Source organism: Streptomyces odontomachicola, assembly GCF_039605595.1.
Taxonomy (GTDB): Bacteria; Actinomycetota; Actinomycetes; order Streptomycetales; family Streptomycetaceae; genus Streptomyces.
The window spans coordinates 147616-166091 of sequence record NZ_JBCFOK010000015.1; the positions used below are offsets into that span (position 1 = coordinate 147616).

Sequence of the window (18476 nt, forward strand, 5' to 3'; positions counted from 1 at the left end):
GTACGCATTCGACCGTCGCAGTCGCTCCGTACCCCGACAATGGGACGCTCGCAGCCCCGGACAGCGCTGTCCCTGGGACAGGATTGGCCCCCGCACGAACGGGCCTCCCCTGCGAGAATCGCCGCATGAGTCCCACGAGCGGCAGCGCGCGCCCCAACGAGCTGGGGGAATTCCTCAAGGCCCGCCGCGCCGAGCTGAACCCGCAGGCCGCGGGCCTGCCCGACACCGGCTCCCGGCGCCGCGTGAAGGGGCTGCGCCGGGAGGAGGTCGCCCTGCTCGCCTCGATCAGCACCGACTATTACACCCGCCTCGAACAGGGCCGCAGGCAGGCGTCGGCGCCAGTGCTGAACTCGCTGTCCAAGGTTTTGCGGCTGAGCGAGGAGGAGCGGGCCTACCTGTTCGAGCTGGCGGGCAAGGAGGCGGCCAGGCCGCGCCGTCAGGCGGCGCAGAAAGTGCAGCCGCAACTGCGGCGGCTGCTCGGCGAACTCACCACCACACCGGCCTTCGTCCTGGGCCGGCGCATGGACATTCTCGCCTGGAATCCGATGGCCACCGCGCTCTTCACCGACTTCTCGCAGCTCCCGGAAAACCACCGAAATCACGTGTGGCTGCTTTTCTGCGATCCGGCGGTCAGGGAACTGCACGCGGACTGGGAAAGCACCGCGCGTTCGAGCGTGGCCATGCTGCGCATGGAGGCCGGGCACAATCCGGAGGACCGGCGCATGGCCCATCTGGTCGGCGAACTCTCCATGAAGGACGAGGACTTCCGCCGCTGGTGGAACGACCACCGCGTCGCCGTACGCAGCAAGGGGACGAAGGTGCTGCGCCATCCCGTCGCGGGCGAGCTCACCCTCGACTGGGACGCGCTCTCCTGCGTGAGCGACCCCGACCAGCAGCTCGTCGTCTGGTCCGCCGAGCCCGGCACCCCCTCCCACGACGGCCTCCGCATCCTGGCCTCCTGGACGGCGGAGGCGCCGGACCACCCCGACCGACACCCCTAGCCAGGGCGCGCAGGGGACTCCCACTCGGCGGAGCGCGGCACGTACACCTCCGCTGGGCGCGGTACGTACACCTCCGCTGGGCGGACGGCTCAGGGCTTCACCCGTACCGGATGCTCGAGCACCTGGGTGTTGAGGTAGCCGAGTTCGTTCCACTCCACATGGTCGGGCTGCGTGCGGCCCTCGGTGTCGGTGGCGCGTACGGCGATCGTGTGCTCGCCGCTTTCCGGGGTCCAGGCGAACTCCCAGCGTGTCCAGCAGCCCGGCTCCCGTGGGCCGTTGAGGCGGGCCGGGTGCCAGGGGCCGCCGTCCACGCGGTATTCGACCTTCGCGACCGCGTGCTCCCCCGCGAAGGCCCGTCCCCGGACGACCTGGGGCTCGGGCTTGAGCCGCGCGGGCCAGTCCAGTTCCACGAGGCTGCTCACCGGCAGGGCGTCGATGGGTGTGCCCAGGGCCGCGCCGTCGGCCGGGTGGCCGGGGCCGATCAGGACGTAGTCCTCGGTGTTCCAGGGGACTTGGAGCGGACTGCTGGACACCTCGATCCTGCCGACCCATTTGATGCTCGCCGCGCCCAGCCAGCCGGGGACCACGAGCCGGGCCGGGAAGCCGTGGTCGGGCGGCAGGGTCTCCCCGTTCATGGCCAGGGCGAGCACCGTGTCCTCGGCCTGTGCCTTGGCCAGCGGCAGGGGGCGGCGCGCGCGGGACGCGTCCAGCGCCACCGGCATCACGTCGTGCGCGTCCGGGCCGATGTCCGCCGCTTCGAGCAGGTCGCGCAGCCGTACGCCCGTCCACTCGGCCGTGCCGACGGCGCCCCGGCCCCAGGGGGTGCCGTGGATCTCCCGTCCGTGCTGTTGGCCGAAGAGCACCCGGCGGTTGCCCGCGCACTCGATGGTGCGGGTGTAGGAGACCAGCGGGAACCCCCGCCACAGGTCCTCATAGGTGAGGGTGACGGGCGATCTCGCGGCGTCGCCCTCGATCCGCAGCGACCACTGCGCGGCGTCGATCCGTGGAGTGGGCGCGTGACTGCGGATGAAGAACCGGTCGTTCGGCACGATGTGCCCCGGCATGCTGTCGGCCCTGGTCCCGAAGTCGAGGCCGGTCCCCGTGTCCTCCATGACGCTCGCCGGGACCGCCTTGACGACCCCGGGTTCCGTGACGCCTGTCCTGCACTCGTCCGTCATGAGCCCACCATGGCCCGGCGGGGCTCCGACCAGTAGGTTTTGTCTCCCTATGGGGGCATAACCATGGCCTATGTGTAAACGCCTGCAGCACAAGTACGTCCGGCGTGCGCCACTTTGGACGGCCGGTTCCGTGGCTTCTGCAACTGCTCGGCCCCCGCTGGCCGTCATAGCCCCCCCGGGACTGCCACAGTGCCGTGGGGGGAGCAGGGGGGAGAAACACCGTACGTGTAAGGAGCAGAAAGTCATGGCAAGACCAGAGTCCGGCAAGAGGATCATGGGCTGGGCCGCGGCGGCCACGCTGCTGGCGACCGCCCCGCTCATGGCGGCCTGCTCGGGCGGCTCGGACGATTCCGGCGGCTCGGGCTCCTCTTCCGCCTCGGACAGCAAGAGCCCCTCCGCCTCGGACGGTTCGGGCGGCTCCGGCGGCTCGTCGGGCGACGGCGGCGGCTCCGGCTCGCAGGCCGGTGACCAGTCCACCGTGTCGTCGACGGTCGGCTCCTGGGTCAGCGCGGTCATCGAGAAGGACGCGAAGCGGGCGTGCCTGCTCTCCAAGGTGCCGGACAGCTCGCCCCCGAAGGCCCCCTCGCCCAAGACGTGCGACGCGGCGACGACGAAGAAGATGGCCGTCGGCCTGAAGCACATGAGCGGGATGTTCCGGCCGGCGAGCGCCTCCGGCAAGCCGGACGTGAAGGTCGACGCGCCGACCCCCAAGGGCGACAAGGCGGTTGTCCCGACGGCCGATATCAAGGTCGACGGCAAGCAGCTCCGGGAGAGCATCCTGTCCCGTTCGAAGGGTGTGGACCCGAAGTCCTTCACGGCCAAGGTGAAGACCGTGAAGATCGACGACAAGTGGTACGTCGACAACTTCGACATGAACATGTAAGTAGGCGCCTCAGCCTCAGGGGCGGTAGCCGGGGAACGGTTCTTCTCCGTCCCCGGAACGGCGGGAGCGGCCATGCACCATCCGGCATGGCCGCTCCCGCTTCCGTTACGGAGCCTCGACGCTCCTTGAAAAGGGACGCACACCGTGGATGACGGTGGGACCGATGTCGACGCCGTCGAGGGCGAGTTCGAGGGCGAGACGGCGGATGGCCTGGCGATTGTCGCGTTCGTACGCGAGGAGGTACGGGCGCGCGAGGGGGCCGTCCAGGGTGGTGCGGGCGTGTTCGGCGGCGTACGGGCTGCGGTGTACGGGGAGGGGGTGGCGGCGTGGGGGCTGCTCCGGCACCTCGGCCGGCGCCGCGTCGTGGTGTCGGTGTCGCCGTTTCCTTCGCCGGCCCGTCGGCGGTAATACGCGCGCGAGGAATCTCGCGAGCGGGCCGCGCTTTCCTGAGCGGTCGCCGCTGGAATCCCGGTTCGTGCGGCGGATTCTCGCGCGGAGGGCTTCGCGTTCGTCGTCGGTCACTGTGCGGGAGCCGTCACCGCGTCGGGCGTGGTGACCCATTCCCGGCCGCCGCCGAGCGGGCGCACGAAGGCGACCCACTCGGTGCGGCCCAGGTGGTTCAGCCCGCCGATGTGGCAGATGTCGGAGTAGGCCACGACGGCCATGAGCGTGCCGGCCGCGCCGGTCCGCCCGTCGGTGACGGTCCGGCCCAACTGCGCCTTGAGTGGGGGTGCTTGCTTCATTTTTGCGCCTTCAACGGTGGGTTGGTGCGTTCCACCGAGAATGCTTGCTGCGTATCGGTACGCTCACTAGGGGTGAGATCTTCAGGAACCGCGAATTAAAGATCGGAAAGCCATGGGCCGCTCCAAGTCGCTGGACCCACGCTCGTCCCTCGCCGCCGCACTCGGCTCCAAGGTGAGACGGCTGCGCGAGCAACACCGCTGGTCACAGCGAGATTTGGCGGGCCGCGTGTACGTGTCCGCCGCACGCATCGCCCAGATCGAACTGGCCACGGAGCCCCCGAGCGAGGCCCTGGCAGCAGACCTGGACCACGCACTTAAGGCCGGGGATGAGATCAACGTAGCGTGGTGGCACATGAACCGGGAACGGCATCCGGGGTGGGCTCGCCCGTACATTGACCTGGAGAAACGCGCGAGCCGGATGCGCAAGTACGCTCCACAGCTCGTGCCGGGGATTCTCCAGACCCCCGCCTACGCGGAGTGCCTCTTTAAGATCAGCCAGCCGGGGATCTCGGCGAGGAGCGTGAAGCAGCTCGTCGAAGCACGAGTGGCACGCCAGAGTTTGCTGAGCGGCTCGGACCCGCTGTACCTGTGGGCCATCCTCGACGAGTCCATCTTCATGCGCCCCTTTGGCAGTGACCCGTCCGTCATGCAGGGGCAGTTGAGCCATTTGCTCGCGGCCACGGAAGCGCCGAACGTCGTACTTCAGGTGCTGCCGTTGGAGGCCGGAGCACATGGGTTGATGGACGGCCAGTTCTCGTTCATGGACTTTCCCGACGGCCCCAGCTGCGCCTACACGGAAGGGAGCGCCCCTGGCGGCGAAGTTGTAGAGTCGCAACAGGCTGTGACGCAGTACGCGATGGTCTACGACCAGCTTGTCGTCAAGTCCCTCACCCCCGAGGCCAGTCGGGATCGCCTCAGAGCGACGTTGGAGGAACGGTACTGATGCCCACCCCCCTCGAACGAGACCTGAACGGCGCCAGGTGGCGGAAGTCCAGCCACAGCAATGGGCTGGGCGGCGACTGCCTCGAAGTCGCCGACGGACACGGCGACCTCGTCCCCGTACGGGACAGCAAAGACACACACCGCGGGACCCTCACCTTCAGCGCACCCTCCTGGCGGGCGTTCATCGACTCGTTGCGCGGCTGACCAGCAACGCTGCGGAGGTCCGAGTGGCAACACGCGAAGCCGGCAACACCACTTGGCACAAGTCCAGCTACAGCGACAGCCAAGGTGGCAACTGCCTCGAAGTCGCCGACGGACACGGCGACCTCGTCCCCGTACGGGACAGCAAGGACACACACCGCGGGACCCTCACCTTCGGCGCACCCGCCTGGCGGGCGTTCATCGGCTCGCTGCGCGGCTGACCGGCGCGCGTTCAGCGGGTCGTCGCGCGGAGCGGGACCACGTTCCACCAGGTCACGCAGCGCCATGCCCATTCCGCCGGGCCGTAGCGGAAGCGGCCCAGCCACCAGCGGGACCACAGGGCTTGGACCACCAGGATGCCTACCGCCAGGAGTACCGCCGTGCCCCAGCGGCCCGAATTCGGCAGGTGCAGGAGGGGCGCCAGGGCCACCACCGCGAGCGTGGCGGTGAGGTAGTTGGTCAGCGCCATGCGGCCCAGCGGGGCGAAGAACGCCGCGAGCGCGCCCCGCAACGGCGTACGCATCAGCAGCAGGAAGCCCGTCGTGTACGCCACCGCCATCAGCAGACCCGCGATCGCCTGGGTGCGGGTCGCCAGGGGCGAGAGCGGGCTGATGGTCGCCTGCCAGACGAGAGCGGGGACCGAGGCCACGGCGGACACCGCGAACAGCACGCCGAGCTGCCGGCCGCGCTCCTCCAACGTGTCCATCACCCCGTACCGCGCGACGCCCATGCCGAGCAGGAACAGGCCCGGGATCAGCAGGATCCCGCCGCTGACCACCGTCACTCCGGCGATGGAGCCCAACACCCCCGCCGCCAGAGCCAGTTGGCGCGGCAGCCATGTCGCCGGCAACAGGATGAGCAGCCCCACGATCGCGTAAGGCAGCAGCGCCTCCCCGGGCTGGAGGAACTGGTGCCCCGCCCCCAGCACCCCGAGCGCGACCAGCCGGCGCAGCAGCAGAACGCGCGGGCGCTCCGCACGGGACGCCGAACCGTCGAGGAACAGGACGAAGCTGATGCCGAAGAGGAACGAGAAGACCGGGAAGAAGCGGTTCTGAACAGCGAGGTCCAGGAACTCGCGTATCGGATACATGTGGCCGGGCGACTCGGCCCCGTGCATGGGCACGATCTGCGGAACGTTCACGAAGAGGATCCCGCAGAGCGCGAAGCCGCGCAGCGCGTCGAGCGCGCCGATCCGCGAGCGGGCGGAGGAACGGGCGGACCCCTTCGCGGGTGCGACGGGCGCGGGCATGGGTCCGGTCGCCGGGGCGGCCGATGCCGGTGCGGTGGGAATCGGGTGGTGGCTGTCCATGGAGCCACCGTGCCGCCCGCCGCACATCCGCGGCATCGGCACTCCGGTCGGTAGCCGGGCCCGCGCACCGGCCGAAAGGACGAGGGGCCGGCCGACCACTCTCTTACTCCTCCATGGGCTCCTCCTCGGGGCCGGCCGCGGGCCCGCCCTCTGCCTCGTCCGCCGCGCTGTCCGCCGCGCCGTCCGCCTCGGCCACCACGGCGAGCACGCCCTCTCCGTACGTCGCGAGCTTCTTCTCGCCCACTCCGCTGATCCCGCCCATGTCCCCTATCGAACGGGGGCGGCGCATCGCGAACTCCCTGAGCGTGGCGTCGTGGAAGATCACATACGCGGGAACGCCCTGCTCGCGGGCCTGCTCCGCGCGCCAGGCGCGCAGTGCCTCGAAGAGCGGCAGCGCCTCCTCGGGGAGGTCGGCCGCGACCGGCGGCGCCTTCTTCTTCTCGCGGGGCGAGCCCGCGCCCGCGCGGCCGGCCGCCGGGTCGCGCCGCAGCCGCACCTCGCGGCCGCCGCCGAGGACCTCGCCGCTGCTCTCGGAGAGGACGAGCGTGCCGTACTCACCCTCCACGCGCAGCAGGTCCTGGGCGAGCAACTGCCGTGTCACCGTGCGCCATTCGGACTCCGAGAGGTCGGCGCCGACGCCGAAGACGGAGAGCTGGTCGTGCCGGAACTGGTCGATCTTGGGGGTGCGCCGGCCGCGCAGGATGTCCACGATCTGGCCGGTGCCGAACTTCTGGCCGCGCTCGCGCTGGAGCCGGACGACGGTGGAGAGGAGCTTCTGCGCGGAGACCGTGCCGTCCCAGGTGTCGGGCGGGGTGATGCAGGTGTCGCAGTTTCCGCAGTTGGCCGTCTCCGGCTTCTGGCCGAAGTAGGTCAGCAGGCGGGCGCGGCGGCAGTCGACCGTCTCGCACAGGGCGAGCATCGCGTCCAGGTGGGAGGCGGCGCGGCGCTGGAACGCCTCGTCGCCCTCGCCGCTCTGGATGAGCTTGCGCTGCTGGACGACGTCCTGCAGTCCGTACGCCATCCAGGCCGTGGACGGGAGGCCGTCGCGGCCGGCGCGGCCGGTCTCCTGGTAATACCCCTCGACCGACTTGGGCAGGTCGAGGTGGGCGACGAAGCGGACGTCCGGCTTGTCGATGCCCATGCCGAAGGCGATCGTCGCCACCACCACGAGGCCGTCCTCGCGCAGGAAGCGGGACTGGTGCGCGGCGCGTATGTCCGCGTCGAGGCCGGCGTGATACGGCACCGCGTCGATGCCCTGGGCGCTCAGGAACTCGGCGGTCTTCTCGACGGAATTGCGGGAGAGGCAGTAGACGATGCCGGAGTCGCCGGGGTGCTCCTCGCGCAGCAGCTTGAGGAGCTGCTTCTTGGGGTCGGTCTTGGGAACGATCCGATACTGGATGTTGGGCCGGTCGAAGCTGGCGACGAAGTGCCGGGCGCCGCCCATGCCGAGCCGCTCGGTGATCTCCTGGTGGGTGGCCTCGGTGGCGGTGGCGGTGAGGGCCATGCGCGGCACGTCGGGCCAGCGCTCGCCGAGCAGCGAGAGCGCGAGATAGTCCGGGCGGAAGTCGTGGCCCCACTGCGCGACGCAGTGCGCCTCGTCGATCGCGAAGAGGGAGATCTGTCCCTGCGCGAGCAGGTCGAGGGTCTGCTCGGTGCGGAGGCGCTCCGGGGCGAGATAGAGGAGGTCGAGCTCGCCCGCGCGGAAGGCGTGCTCGGTGGCTCTGCGCTCGTCGAAGTCCTGCGTGGAGTTGATGAAGCCAGCGCGGACGCCGAGGGCGCGGAGGGCATCCACCTGGTCCTGCATCAGCGCGATCAGGGGGGAGATCACGATGCCGGTGCCGGGGCGTGCGAGGGCCGGGATCTGATAGCAGAGGGACTTGCCGCCGCCGGTGGGCATGAGGACGACGGCGTCGCCGCCTGCGACCACGTGCTCGACGATGTCCTTCTGGTCGCCGCGGAATTCCTCGTAGCCGAATACGCGGTTCAGGAGCGCTTGGGGGGCTGAGCCGGGGGGCGCGGTGGGGTGCATGTCCGCCACGATATGTGGGGTGCGGGGCGGCTGGGGCGTCCCCCTGCGAAGCCCGCACCCCACGAGTGAGCAACTTATCCACAGGCAGCGCGTACGCCGCGTGTGCCCTGCGCCCCTACGGGGTTGTGGTGGACACCACCGACCCCGCCACCCGCGCCGAGGCGAATTCCGTGCCCACCACGAAACGCATGATCGGGCCGAATGTCGCCGCCGCCGGGAGGCCGGTGAAATAGAGGCCGGTCACCGAGGACTGGAAGCCCGCGTCGAGCAGGGGGGCCGCGGTGCGGCCGCTGCGGGCGAGGTCGGCGCGGAGGCCGTGGCCGAGGAAGTCCAGGGCGGCGAGGTCCACCCGGTACCCCGTACCCGCCATGACGTGGTCGGCCTCCAGCCGCTGCCCGCCCGAGAGCGCCAGCTCCACGCGGCGGGACTCGGCGTCGTACCGCGTACGCAGCAGCGCGTGCCCCTGCGTGACGCGCACGCCCGCCGCGACGAAGCGGTCCCGCAGCCACCACGCGCCCAGCGGTCCCAGCACCCGCCGCACCAGATACTCGCGGCCGGGCGCGGGGAGGTGGCGGAAGAGATAGGCGTGGTACGAGAGCGCATACAGCGACCACGCGCGCCCGAACGGCGTCTCCGGGCGCAGCTTCGGCTGCTGGTCGGGCGCCGCGCCGAACCGGACCGCGCCCGCCGAACGGGCCACCACCCGCACCGACTTGGCGCCCGCCTCCGCCGCGATCACCGCGTTCTCCAGGGCCGACTGGCCTGCCCCCACGACGATCAGGTCCTTGCCGGCGAAGCCGGACAGGTCGGCGTGCTGCGACACGTGCGAGACGGGCCCCGTGGGGGATGGTCCGTCCTCCGCTGCCGCCGCCAGCTCCGGCGGGGTGTGGGCGCAGCCGCCCAGCCCCGTCGCCACGACCACGGCGCGCGCCTCGCACACCTCGCCCGAGTCGAGCTTGACCTCGAAGCCCGCGCCCCGGTCGCGCCGGTCGACGGACACGACCCGCACCTGCTCCAGCTCGGGCACGAACTTCTCCTGGAACCACTGCCCGTACCGCACGAAGGTCTCCACCGGGATGATGTCCCAGTCCGACTCGTACCGCGCACCGCCCGTGGCGGCGCAGAAGTCCAGCAGCCTGCTGCCGCGCTGCGGCGCGTCGATGCTGGAGGCCACCGGGGTGGACTTCAGCAGCATTCCGGCGGGCATGTGCCGCCGCCAGCTCACCATCGGCTCGCCGAAGACGCGCACGGGTATGCCGCGCGCCTGCAGATGGGCGGCCGTGGACAGCCCGTACGGGCCCGCCCCGATCACCACGACAGGTCGGTTGTCACTCACTGCGAAGTCCCTCCCCTGATTGCCCTGATCCCCGTGCTGCCCTGATCCCTGAGGGCGTGCCGACGCGACGACGCACGGTGCGCGTCGCGCGAGCACGCCGGATCCGACTCCCCGCCGGACAACGGCCGGCCGGCCGCCGCCGACTCCCCGTCAGCGCCGCGCGCCCCCTCGCGCGCCGCGCCTCGCGCTCACGCTCCCCCGCCATAGCTGCCACAGGTGCTTGCTGCCGGGGCCCACCAACCGCGCCGCCATCAGCACCGACGGCGCGAGGTCGTCCGCCGCCAGCCACGCCAGCTCGGTGCCCCGCGGGCGCGCGGGAGCGTGCGGCGCGCTGTAGGAGACGCCGCGGCGGTACGCCAGCCGGGCCGCCGGGTCGATGTTCTCCACCACATAGCGGTGCCCGTCGCGCTGTTCCCCTTCGGGAACGGCCCTGCCGGTGAGGTCGAGGTGCTGCGCCCGTACGACGTCCACGCCCGCGTCGTTCTCGAACATGCGGAACTGGGCGCCCATGCGCGGGTTGAAGTCCAGCAGCTTGTACCGGCCGTCCCTGCGGTCGAAGCGCCAGTCCAGGTCGATGATGCCGGTGAAGCCGATGTGCTTGATGAACTGCGCGGACAGCGCCGCCAGTTCGGGGTTGTCGACCACGTACGCCGCCGCCGTCATGCCCGCGTGCGGGGGCCAGGAGCGCACCTTCACGCCCGTGAACGCGGCGCGTGCCTGGCTGTCCTCGCCGAAGTAGGCGTGCACGATCCAGTCCTCCGCGTGCTCGCGGGGCAGGTACTCCTGGATGATCACGCCGGGGCGCTCGCCCCAGCCGCGCGCCATGGCCAGCAGCTCGCGCGCGCTGTCGATGCGCGTGGTGCCCGGCACGGCGGGGCGCTCGCGGCGTACGAAGGCCTCACGGTTCTTGGCGACGACCGGGTAGACGGCCTCGGCGGCGAACCGTTCCAGCTCCTCCCCCGTCTGCGGCGAGGCGGACAGCGGCGTGGGCACGCCGTGCTCCACGCACAGCTCGTACAGGCCCTGCTTGCTGGCCAGCCGCCGCGGCAGCTCCGCCTCCACCTCCGGGAAGAGGAACCATTCGCGCAGCTCGCGCCTGTGCTCGCCGATCAGCACGGCGGCCTCTTCGTCGGTGGGGATCAGCACCGTGGGTCTGCCGATGCGGCGGCCGGCCCGGCACAGCCCCTCCACCAGGCGCTCGGCGGGCTCCCTGCCGGTGGTCGGCCAGACCAGGGCTTCGCGTAAGTAACGCGAACGCGCCGCGGGCGTCCAGTGGTCTTCGGTGATCGCATACATGGGCACGCCGAGACGGCCCAGGCTGCGGATGGCCCCCACCCCACCGTGGTGCAGCGGATAGTTCCCGATTTTGACGATCAGTCCGGGGACCGACCGGTCGATGTCCAAGCGCGCACCCATGCTCGCCAACCATCCCCCTCGCTCGGGCCGCGGCCCGGCCCGAGCGGCGAATCGCCCGAGCGCCCTCCCCACCGCACCCCAAGGCAAGCTAAGTCAGAATTTCCCATTCCGCTAAGAAGTTTCCGGACATTACACTCTCTTTGCCCTCAGGTCCCGAATCCCATTCCGCTTCCCGCGAGTTCTTGCCGCTCTTCTGCCGCGGCACACCTCCGCCGTACGCTGAGGCGGCCCCTGACCGGGGACGCACACGCACGCAGTCGTACCGACGTACTCGAATCGGCGTACTCGAAGGCGAGGCAGCAGCGCAATGACGGCCGTGAACCCGCTGGAACTCCCCGAAGGCGACCCCTTCGGCCCGGACAACCTTCCCTATGGCCTGTTTACGACATCCGAAGACCCCGGCCGTCCGCGCATCGGCGTCCGGTACGGAGACCACGTGCTGGACGCGGGCGCCGCGGCCGAGGCGTTCGGTTCGCCGCACGCCGGGGTGCTGCGGCAGCCCTTGCTCAACCCGCTCATGGAGGCGGGCCGTTCGGTGTGGCGGGCGGTGCGCACGGAACTGCGCGAATGGCTGACGTCGCCGGAGCGCGCTGGGGAGGTCGCGCAGTTCCTGCGCCCGCTGCATGAGGTGACGTTGCACCTTCCGTTCGCGGTTGCGGACTACGTCGATTTCTACGCCAGCGAGCACCACGCCACCAACGTCGGACGTATCTTCCGCCCCGACTCCGAGGCGCTCACGCCCAACTGGAAGCACCTGCCCATCGGTTACCACGGGCGCTCCGGCACGGTCGTGGCCTCCGGCACGCCGGTGGTCCGCCCCAGCGGGCAGCGCAGGCCGCGCGGCGCCGAGCGCCCGGAGTTCGGCCCCTCGCAGCGCCTGGACATCGAGGCCGAGGTCGGCTTCGTCGTCGGTACGGGGTCCGAGCTGGGCTCCCCCGTGTCCCTCGGCGACTTCCCCGAGCACGTCTTCGGCGTGACCCTGGTGAACGACTGGTCGGCGCGCGACATCCAGGCCTGGGAGTACGTGCCGCTCGGCCCCTTCCTCGGCAAGTCCTTCGCCACGTCGGTCTCCCCCTGGATCACGCCGCTGGACGCCCTGGAGGGCGCGTGGACGGCGCCGCCCGAGCGCACCGAGCCCCTGCTGCCCTACCTGGACGACTCTGCCGAACCCCGGCCCGGCGGGCTGGACTTGAGGCTCAGCGTCGCGCTGAACGGCGAAGTGATCGCCGAGCCCCCGTTCTCCGCCATGTACTGGACGGCCGCGCAGCAGCTCGCGCACATGACGGTCAACGGCGCCTCGCTGCGCACCGGGGACCTCTACGCCTCGGGCACGGTGAGCGGCCCCGAAGCGGGACAGCGCGGCTGCCTGCTGGAGCTGACCTGGGGCGGCACCGAGCCCCTGAAGCTGCCCGGCGGCGGGGAGCGCGCCTTCCTGGAGGACGGCGACGAGGTGGTCATCTCGGCCTGGGCGCCGGGGAGTTCGGGCTCGGCGCGGATCGGCCTGGGAGAGGTACGGGGTACGGTCCGGCCCGCGCGGTGAGGCTGCTGTAACTTGACGTGCGCCTGTAAAACAACGGAGGGAAACGGAACGTGCGCACCTCAGGGCGTATCGCCGCGGCAGCGGTGGCGGTTGCTTCGGCCGGGATCGTGCTGACCGGCTGCGGAGGCGGCAGCGAAGGCGGCGGGGACAAGGCCGAACCGAAGCCGGGCCAGGAGTCGCCCGGCGGCAAGCCCGGCGAGCTGGACGGCATCTGGGCCACCGACGTGAAGGCCGCGGTCAAGGGCGGCAAGGGTCTGGTGATGACCCTGTCCAAGGGCAAGGCCGTGCTGAGCGAGAAGACGCTGTGCACGGGCGCCCTCAGCGAGGGCGGCACCGAGGCGACCGTCTCCTTCAAGTGCCCCGACGGGAACACCGACTTCGCCAAGGGCACGCTGAAGCCGGGCGCCGCCAAGCAGATGACCGTGACCTGGGCGAACGGCAAGAGCGCCAAGCTTCAGCAGGTAGCCGACGCCGAGAAGGCGGGCAAGCAGCTGCCGAAGCTGGAGAAGATCAAGCCGGGCGAGAAGCAGGCTTCGCAGTGATGCGCCGGTGAAGTGAAGCGCTCACACATCGGCGGTCCCCACGCGTTTCGCGTGGGGACCGCCGGCCTGTTCCGCTGGGCTGCTTTCCGCTGCGGCGGAGAAGCTTTTCCGTGCTACCGCACGAACACCCCCGCGTGGCCCGCCAGATCCAGGAAATACTGCGGCGCCAGCCCCAGCACCAGCGTGACGATCACGCCCGCCGCGATGGCGGTCGTGGTCAGGGCGCTGGGTACGGCCACCGAGGGGCCGTCCTCGCGGGGTTCGCTGAAGAACATCAGCACGATCACCCTGATGTAGAAGAACGCCGCGATGGCGGAGGCGATCACACCGACCACCACCAGCGCGCCGGCCCCGCCCTCGGCAGCCGCCTTGAACACCGCGAACTTCCCCGCGAAACCCGAGGTCAGCGGGATGCCGGCGAAGGCCAGCAGGAAGACGGCGAACACGGCAGCCAGCAGCGGCGAACGGCGTCCGAGCCCCGCCCACTTGGACAGGTGCGTGGCCTCGCCGCCCGCGTCCCGTACGAGGGTCACGACGGCGAAGGCGCCGAGCGTCACGAAGGAGTAGGCGCCCAGGTAGAAGAGGACCGAGGAGACGCCGTCCCGCGAGGTGGCGATGACGCCGGCGAGCAGGAAGCCCGCGTGCGCGATCGAGGAGTAGGCCAGCAGCCGCTTGATGTCGGTCTGCGTGATGGCCACGATCGCGCCCGCCACCATGGTGAGGATCGCGACGCCCCACATCACCGGGCGCCAGTCCCACCGGAGCCCGGGGAGCACCACGTACAGCAGCCGCAGCAGCGCGCCGAAGGCCGCGACCTTGGTGGCCGCCGCCATGAAGCCGGTGACCGGCGTCGGAGCGCCCTGGTAGACGTCCGGGGTCCACATGTGGAACGGCACGGCGCCGACCTTGAACAGCAGGCCCATCAGCACCATCGCACCGCCGATGAGCAGCAGCGCGTCGTTGCCGGTGGTCTGGGCGAGCGCCGCGTTGGTGCTCGCGTCGGCGCCGGAGACGACGCGGGCGATGCCCGAGTAGTTGACCGTGCCCGCGTACCCGTACAGCAGGGCGACGCCGAAGAGGAGGAAGGCGGAGGAGAAGGCTCCCAGGAGGAAGTACTTGACCGCGGCCTCCTGCGACAGCAGCCGCCTGCGGCGGGCCAGCGCGCAGAGCAGGTACAGCGGGAGGGAGAAGACCTCCAGCGCGATGAACAGCGTCAGCAGGTCGTTCGCCGCGGGGAAGATCAGCATGCCGCCGGTGGCGAACATCAGCAGCGGGAAGACCTCGGTGGTGGTCCAGCCCGCCTTCACCGCCTGCCGCTCGCCCTCGCCGCCGGGTACGGAGGCCGGCTGCGCGGCGAAGGAGTCGACGTGCGAGCCATGGGACTTGGGCTCAAGACGGCGCTCCGCGAACACGAACACCGAGACGAGACCGACCAGGCACAGCGTGCCCTGGAGGAACAGCGAGGGCCCGTCGACGGCGATCGCGCCCATGCCCGCGACGGCCGCCTTGCTGTTGGCGTTGCCCGACAGCGCGAGGCCGACCACAGCGGCGAACGCGCCCACCAGGCCGAGCACCGCGAGGGCCAACTGCGACCAGTAGCGCACCTTCCGCGGCGCGAACGCCTCGATCACGATGCCCAGCACCGCGGCGCCGAGCACGATGATCGTCGGCGAGAGCTGCACGTACTCGATCTTGGGCGCCTGCAGTTCACCGGGTGCCGCCGTCATCCACAGACTGTGGACGGAGGCGGCCGATTCCAGCGCGCTCACTTGCCTTCACCTCCGGCGTGGGCGCCCCCGTGGGGCTTGTACGAGAACCAGCCGCGCTCGGCGACCGGGTGCTGCGGCTTCGGGTCCTTCTTGTGCACGTCGGACAGGGTGTGCTCGACCGCCGGGTTCACGATCTCGGTGAGCGGCTTCGGGAAGACGCCCAGGAAGATCAGCAGCGCGATCAGCGGCGCGACCACGGCGAGTTCGCGCACCTTCAGGTCCGGCATCGTCTTGAGCTCCGCCTTCTCCAGCGGGCCCGTCATGGTGCGCTGGTAGAGCAGCAGCACGTAGAGCGCGGCGAGGATGATGCCGGCGGTCGCCACGATGCCCGCGACCGGATAGCGGCTGAACGTGCCGACCAGCACCAGGAATTCGCTGATGAACGGGGCGAGCCCGGGCAGCGACAGGGTGGCCAGGCCGCCCACCAGGAAGGTGCCCGCGAGCACGGGTGCCACCTTCTGCACACCGCCGTAGTCCGCGATGAGCCGCGAGCCGCGCCGGGAGATGAGGAACCCGGCGACCAGCATCAGCGCCGCGGTCGAGATCCCGTGGAACACCATGTAGAGCGTCGCGCCGCCCTGGCCCTGCGAGGTCATCGCGAAGACGCCCAGGATGATGAAGCCGAAGTGGGAGATCGACGCGAACGCCACCAGGCGCTTGATGTCCCGCTGGCCGACCGCGAGCAGCGCCCCGTACAGGATGCTGACCAGCGCGAGGCCGATCACGACCGGTGTGGCCCACGCGCTCGCCTCGGGGAAGAGGCCCAGGCAGAAGCGGAGCATCGCGAAGGTGCCGACCTTGTCGACCACCGCCGTGATCAGCACCGCGACCGGGGCCGTGGCCTCGCCCATCGCGTTCGGCAGCCAGGTGTGCAGCGGCCACAGCGGGGCCTTGACCGCGAAGGCGATGAAGAAACCCAGGAACAGCAGCTTCTCGGTGCCCGAGCCCATCGTGAGGTCGCCGTGCGCGCGGGCCTCGGTGATCTGCTGGAGCGAGAAGGTGCCCTGGCCGAGCTGGTCGGCGGTGACCGCGAAGAGGCCGACCACGGCGGCCAGCATGATCAGCCCGCCCGCGAGGTTGTAGAGCAGGAACTTCACCGCGGCGTAGGAGCGCTGCTTGGCGCCCTCCTCCTCGCCTGCCGCGTGCGCCCTGTCCCCGAAGCCGCCGATGAGGAAGTACATCGGGATGAGCATGGCCTCGAAGAAGATGTAGAAGAGGAAGACGTCGGTGGCCTCGAAGGAGATGACCACCATCGCCTCGACCGCGAGGATCAGCGCGAAGAAGCCCTGGGTCGGGCGCCAGCGCTTCTTGTCCTGGTTCGCCTCCTCCAGGGGATCGGCGTCGTGCCAGCCCGCGGCGATGATGAACGGGATCAGCAGCGCGGTGAGGCCCACCATGGCCACGCCGATGCCGTCGATCCCCAGCTCGTATCTGACCCCGAAGTCCGCGATCCACGGGTGGGATTCGGTCAGTTGATAGCGCGCGCCGCCCGGGTCGAAGCGGGCCAGCACCACGCCGGCCAGCACCAGGGTGCCGAGCGAGAAGAGCAGCGCGAGCCATTTGGCCGCGGTGCGCTTGGCGGCGGGAACGGCCGCCGTGAGGACCGCGCCCACAGCGGGCAGCGCGGCCGTCGCCGTCAGAAGTGGAAATGACATCGAATCAGACCGCCCTCATCAGCAGGGTCGCGGCGACCAGGACCGCCACGCCGCCGAACATCGAGACCGCGTACGAGCGGACGAAGCCGTTCTGGAGCAGCCGCAGCCGCCCGGAGAGCCCGCCGAAGCCCGCCGCGGTGCCGTTGACCGCGCCGTCCACCAGCGAGTGGTCGAGGTAGACCAGGCTGCGGGTGAGGTGCTCGCCGCCGCGCACCAGGACCACGTGGTTGAAGTCGTCCTGGCCCAGGTCGCGGCGCGCGAAGCGGGTGAGCACGCTGCCGCGCGGGGCGACGACGGGCACCTCCCTGCGCCCGTACTGCAGCCAGGCCGCGCCCACGCCGATGAGCAGCGCGACGATCGTGGCGGCCGTGACGACGGGAGCGGACACCGGTGAATGGCCGTGCTCGAACTGGGTGACCGGCTCCAGCCAGTGCACGAAGCCCTCGTTCAGCTTGAACAGACCGCCCGCGAAGACCGACCCGAAGGCCAGGACCACCATGGGGATGGTCATGGACTTGGGGGACTCGTGCGGGTGCGGCTCGTTGCCTTCGCCCGCGGCGGAGCCGCTATCAGACGCTGTGGGCTGCCAGCGCTTCTCGCCGAAGAAGGTCATCACCATCACGCGGGTCATGTAGTACGCGGTGATGGCCGCGCCGATCAGGGTGACCGCGCCGAGGATCCAGCCCTGGGTGCCGCCCTTGGCGAAGGCGGCCTCGATGATCTGGTCCTTGGAGAAGAACCCGGACAGGCCCGGGAATCCGATGATGGCGAGGTAGCCGAGGCCGAAGGTGACGAAGGTGACCGGCATGTACTTGCGCAGGCCCCCGTACTTCCGCATGTCCACCTCGTCGTTCATGCCGTGCATGACCGAGCCGGCGCCGAGGAACAGCCCGGCCTTGAAGAAGCCGTGCGTGACCAGGTGCATGATGGCGAACGCGTAGCCGATCGGGCCCAGTCCCGCGGCCAGCACCATGTAGCCGATCTGCGACATGGTCGAGCCCGCGAGGGCCTTCTTGATGTCGTCCTTGGCGCAACCGACGAGCGCACCGAAGAGCAGCGTGACCGCGCCGACCACGACCACCACGGTCTGCGCGTCGGGCGCCGCGTTGAAGATCGCGCCGGAGCGGGTGATCAGGTAGACCCCCGCGGTCACCATCGTCGCCGCGTGGATGAGCGCCGACACCGGGGTCGGGCCCTCCATCGCGTCCCCCAGCCAGGACTGGAGCGGCACCTGCGCCGACTTGCCGCACGCGGCGAGCAGCAGCATCAGGCCGATGGCGGTCAGCTTGCCCTCGCTCGCGTCCGTCGCGTTGGAGAGGACGGGCGCGAAGGCGAACGAGCCGAAGGTGGTGAACATCAGGAAGATGGCGATGGCGAGCCCCGCGTCGCCGACGCGGTTCACGATGAACGCCTTCTTCGCCGCGGTCGCCGCGCTCGGCTTGTGCTGCCAGAACCCGATGAGCAGGTACGAGGCGAGGCCCACGCCCTCCCAGCCGACGTACAGCAGCAGGAAGTTGTCCGCGAGGACGAGCAGCAGCATCGACGCGAGGAACAGGTTCAGATAGCCGAAGAAGCGGCGGCGCCGCGGGTCGTGCTCCATATAGCCGACCGAGTAGAGGTGGATGAGTGTGCCCACCCCGGTGATCAGCAGAACGAAGGTCATGGAGAGCTGGTCGAGCTGGAAGGCGGCGTCGGCCCGGAAGCTCTCCACCGGGACCCAGGTGAACAGGTGCTGGTGCAGCGCGCGTTGGTCCGGGTCCTTGCCGAGCATGTCCGCGAAGAGCGCGGCGCCGACGGCGAAGGACGCGGCGGACAGCAGCACGCCCAGCCAGTGCCCGAAGCGGTCCAGCCTTCTTCCGCCGCACAGCAGGACGGCGGCGCCGAGCAGCGGGGCGCCGACGAGCAGAGCGATCAGTGAGTGCACTGGTGGGT

The 18476-nt window shown here is 70.6% G+C and carries 17 protein-coding genes; 8 read left to right on the top strand and 9 right to left on the bottom strand.

Going from position 1 to position 18476, the window contains the following annotated elements:
* Positions 1 to 125 precede the first annotated feature (125 nt).
* Complete coding sequence (locus ABEE00_RS26055; protein WP_345748094.1) at positions 126 to 1001, top strand: helix-turn-helix domain-containing protein; 876 nt, start codon at positions 126 to 128, stop codon at positions 999 to 1001.
* 89 nt (positions 1002 to 1090) lie between these two features.
* Here the strand turns inward: ABEE00_RS26055 and ABEE00_RS26060 are convergent, their stop codons facing one another.
* Positions 1091 to 2179, bottom strand: a complete 1089-nt coding sequence (locus tag ABEE00_RS26060; protein ID WP_345748095.1) for a sulfite oxidase — start codon at positions 2177 to 2179, stop codon at positions 1091 to 1093.
* A 244-nt stretch (positions 2180 to 2423) separates the two neighbouring features.
* On the opposite strand from ABEE00_RS26060, the gene ABEE00_RS26065 reads away from it, so the two are divergent.
* Positions 2424 to 3062, top strand: coding sequence for a hypothetical protein (locus ABEE00_RS26065; RefSeq protein ID WP_345748096.1), 639 nt, complete (start codon positions 2424 to 2426; stop codon positions 3060 to 3062).
* A 144-nt stretch (positions 3063 to 3206) separates the two neighbouring features.
* Positions 3207 to 3470, top strand: coding sequence for a hypothetical protein (locus ABEE00_RS26070; RefSeq protein ID WP_345748097.1), 264 nt, complete (start codon positions 3207 to 3209; stop codon positions 3468 to 3470).
* A 110-nt stretch (positions 3471 to 3580) separates the two neighbouring features.
* Here ABEE00_RS26070 and ABEE00_RS26075 read toward each other — a convergent pair whose 3' ends face one another.
* Positions 3581 to 3805: a hypothetical protein gene (locus ABEE00_RS26075; protein ID WP_345748098.1), complete on the bottom strand. Its 225-nt coding sequence runs from the start codon at positions 3803 to 3805 to the stop codon at positions 3581 to 3583.
* 112 nt (positions 3806 to 3917) lie between these two features.
* Here ABEE00_RS26075 and ABEE00_RS26080 point away from each other — a divergent pair, with 112 nt between their 5' ends.
* Genes ABEE00_RS26080 through ABEE00_RS26090 form a run of 3 tightly spaced genes read left to right on the top strand, consistent with a single transcriptional unit; the run spans position 3918 to position 5169 of the window.
* Positions 3918 to 4748, top strand: a complete 831-nt coding sequence (locus tag ABEE00_RS26080) for a helix-turn-helix domain-containing protein (RefSeq protein ID WP_345748099.1) — start codon at positions 3918 to 3920, stop codon at positions 4746 to 4748.
* On the top strand, positions 4748 to 4951 hold the full coding sequence (locus tag ABEE00_RS26085; protein ID WP_345748100.1) for a DUF397 domain-containing protein: 204 nt from the start codon (positions 4748 to 4750) through the stop codon (positions 4949 to 4951). The genes ABEE00_RS26080 and ABEE00_RS26085 overlap by 1 nt, the downstream gene beginning before the upstream one ends.
* Before the next feature lie 23 nt (positions 4952 to 4974).
* Complete coding sequence (locus ABEE00_RS26090; RefSeq protein WP_345748101.1) at positions 4975 to 5169, top strand: DUF397 domain-containing protein; 195 nt, start codon at positions 4975 to 4977, stop codon at positions 5167 to 5169.
* 11 nt (positions 5170 to 5180) lie between these two features.
* On the opposite strand, the gene ABEE00_RS26095 is transcribed toward ABEE00_RS26090, so the two are convergent.
* The 4 genes from ABEE00_RS26095 to ABEE00_RS26110 form a co-directional block, all read right to left on the bottom strand.
* Positions 5181 to 6257 (bottom strand): DUF418 domain-containing protein, encoded by a 1077-nt coding sequence (locus ABEE00_RS26095; RefSeq protein WP_345748102.1) that lies wholly within the window; start codon positions 6255 to 6257, stop codon positions 5181 to 5183.
* Between the two features lie 103 nt (positions 6258 to 6360).
* A complete protein-coding gene (recQ, locus tag ABEE00_RS26100) occupies positions 6361 to 8286 on the bottom strand; it encodes a DNA helicase RecQ (protein ID WP_345748103.1) in 1926 nt (641 codons plus the stop codon).
* A gap of 115 nt (positions 8287 to 8401) precedes the next feature.
* Complete coding sequence (locus ABEE00_RS26105; RefSeq protein ID WP_345748104.1) at positions 8402 to 9622, bottom strand: FAD-dependent oxidoreductase; 1221 nt, start codon at positions 9620 to 9622, stop codon at positions 8402 to 8404.
* 150 nt (positions 9623 to 9772) lie between these two features.
* Positions 9773 to 11038 (bottom strand): carboxylate--amine ligase, encoded by a 1266-nt coding sequence (locus tag ABEE00_RS26110; RefSeq protein ID WP_345748105.1) that lies wholly within the window; start codon positions 11036 to 11038, stop codon positions 9773 to 9775.
* Between the two features lie 307 nt (positions 11039 to 11345).
* On the opposite strand from ABEE00_RS26110, the gene fahA reads away from it, so the two are divergent.
* Positions 11346 to 12578 carry a fumarylacetoacetase gene (gene fahA / locus ABEE00_RS26115; RefSeq protein ID WP_345748106.1) on the top strand — a complete coding sequence of 411 codons (1233 nt, stop codon included), beginning with the start codon at positions 11346 to 11348 and terminating at the stop codon, positions 12576 to 12578.
* 50 nt (positions 12579 to 12628) lie between these two features.
* Positions 12629 to 13120 (top strand): hypothetical protein, encoded by a 492-nt coding sequence (locus ABEE00_RS26120; RefSeq protein ID WP_345748107.1) that lies wholly within the window; start codon positions 12629 to 12631, stop codon positions 13118 to 13120.
* A 113-nt stretch (positions 13121 to 13233) separates the two neighbouring features.
* On the opposite strand, the gene nuoN is transcribed toward ABEE00_RS26120, so the two are convergent.
* From nuoN to nuoL, 3 genes are read right to left on the bottom strand one after another with little or no spacing between them, the layout of a single operon-like run.
* On the bottom strand, positions 13234 to 14847 hold the full coding sequence (gene nuoN / locus ABEE00_RS26125) for an NADH-quinone oxidoreductase subunit NuoN (protein ID WP_345748184.1): 1614 nt from the start codon (positions 14845 to 14847) through the stop codon (positions 13234 to 13236).
* A 38-nt stretch (positions 14848 to 14885) separates the two neighbouring features.
* Positions 14886 to 16544, bottom strand: a complete 1659-nt coding sequence (locus ABEE00_RS26130; protein WP_345748108.1) for an NADH-quinone oxidoreductase subunit M — start codon at positions 16542 to 16544, stop codon at positions 14886 to 14888.
* Between the two features lie 4 nt (positions 16545 to 16548).
* Positions 16549 to 18468, bottom strand: a complete 1920-nt coding sequence (gene nuoL, locus ABEE00_RS26135; protein ID WP_345748109.1) for an NADH-quinone oxidoreductase subunit L — start codon at positions 18466 to 18468, stop codon at positions 16549 to 16551.
* Positions 18469 to 18476: the final 8 nt, after the last annotated feature.

Coding starts and splice junctions, on each gene's coding strand:
- ABEE00_RS26055 (WP_345748094.1), top strand. CDS start 126: ATGAGTCCCACGAGCGGCAGCGCGCGCCCCAACGAGCTGGGGGAATTC.
- ABEE00_RS26060 (WP_345748095.1), bottom strand. CDS start 2,179: ATGACGGACGAGTGCAGGACAGGCGTCACGGAACCCGGGGTCGTCAAG.
- ABEE00_RS26065 (WP_345748096.1), top strand. CDS start 2,424: ATGGCAAGACCAGAGTCCGGCAAGAGGATCATGGGCTGGGCCGCGGCG.
- ABEE00_RS26075 (WP_345748098.1), bottom strand. CDS start 3,805: ATGAAGCAAGCACCCCCACTCAAGGCGCAGTTGGGCCGGACCGTCACC.
- ABEE00_RS26080 (WP_345748099.1), top strand. CDS start 3,918: ATGGGCCGCTCCAAGTCGCTGGACCCACGCTCGTCCCTCGCCGCCGCA.
- ABEE00_RS26085 (WP_345748100.1), top strand. CDS start 4,748: ATGCCCACCCCCCTCGAACGAGACCTGAACGGCGCCAGGTGGCGGAAG.
- ABEE00_RS26095 (WP_345748102.1), bottom strand. CDS start 6,257: ATGGACAGCCACCACCCGATTCCCACCGCACCGGCATCGGCCGCCCCG.
- recQ (WP_345748103.1), bottom strand. CDS start 8,286: ATGCACCCCACCGCGCCCCCCGGCTCAGCCCCCCAAGCGCTCCTGAAC.
- ABEE00_RS26110 (WP_345748105.1), bottom strand. CDS start 11,038: ATGGGTGCGCGCTTGGACATCGACCGGTCGGTCCCCGGACTGATCGTC.
- fahA (WP_345748106.1), top strand. CDS start 11,346: ATGACGGCCGTGAACCCGCTGGAACTCCCCGAAGGCGACCCCTTCGGC.
- nuoN (WP_345748184.1), bottom strand. CDS start 14,847: ATGACGGCGGCACCCGGTGAACTGCAGGCGCCCAAGATCGAGTACGTG.
- ABEE00_RS26130 (WP_345748108.1), bottom strand. CDS start 16,544: ATGTCATTTCCACTTCTGACGGCGACGGCCGCGCTGCCCGCTGTGGGC.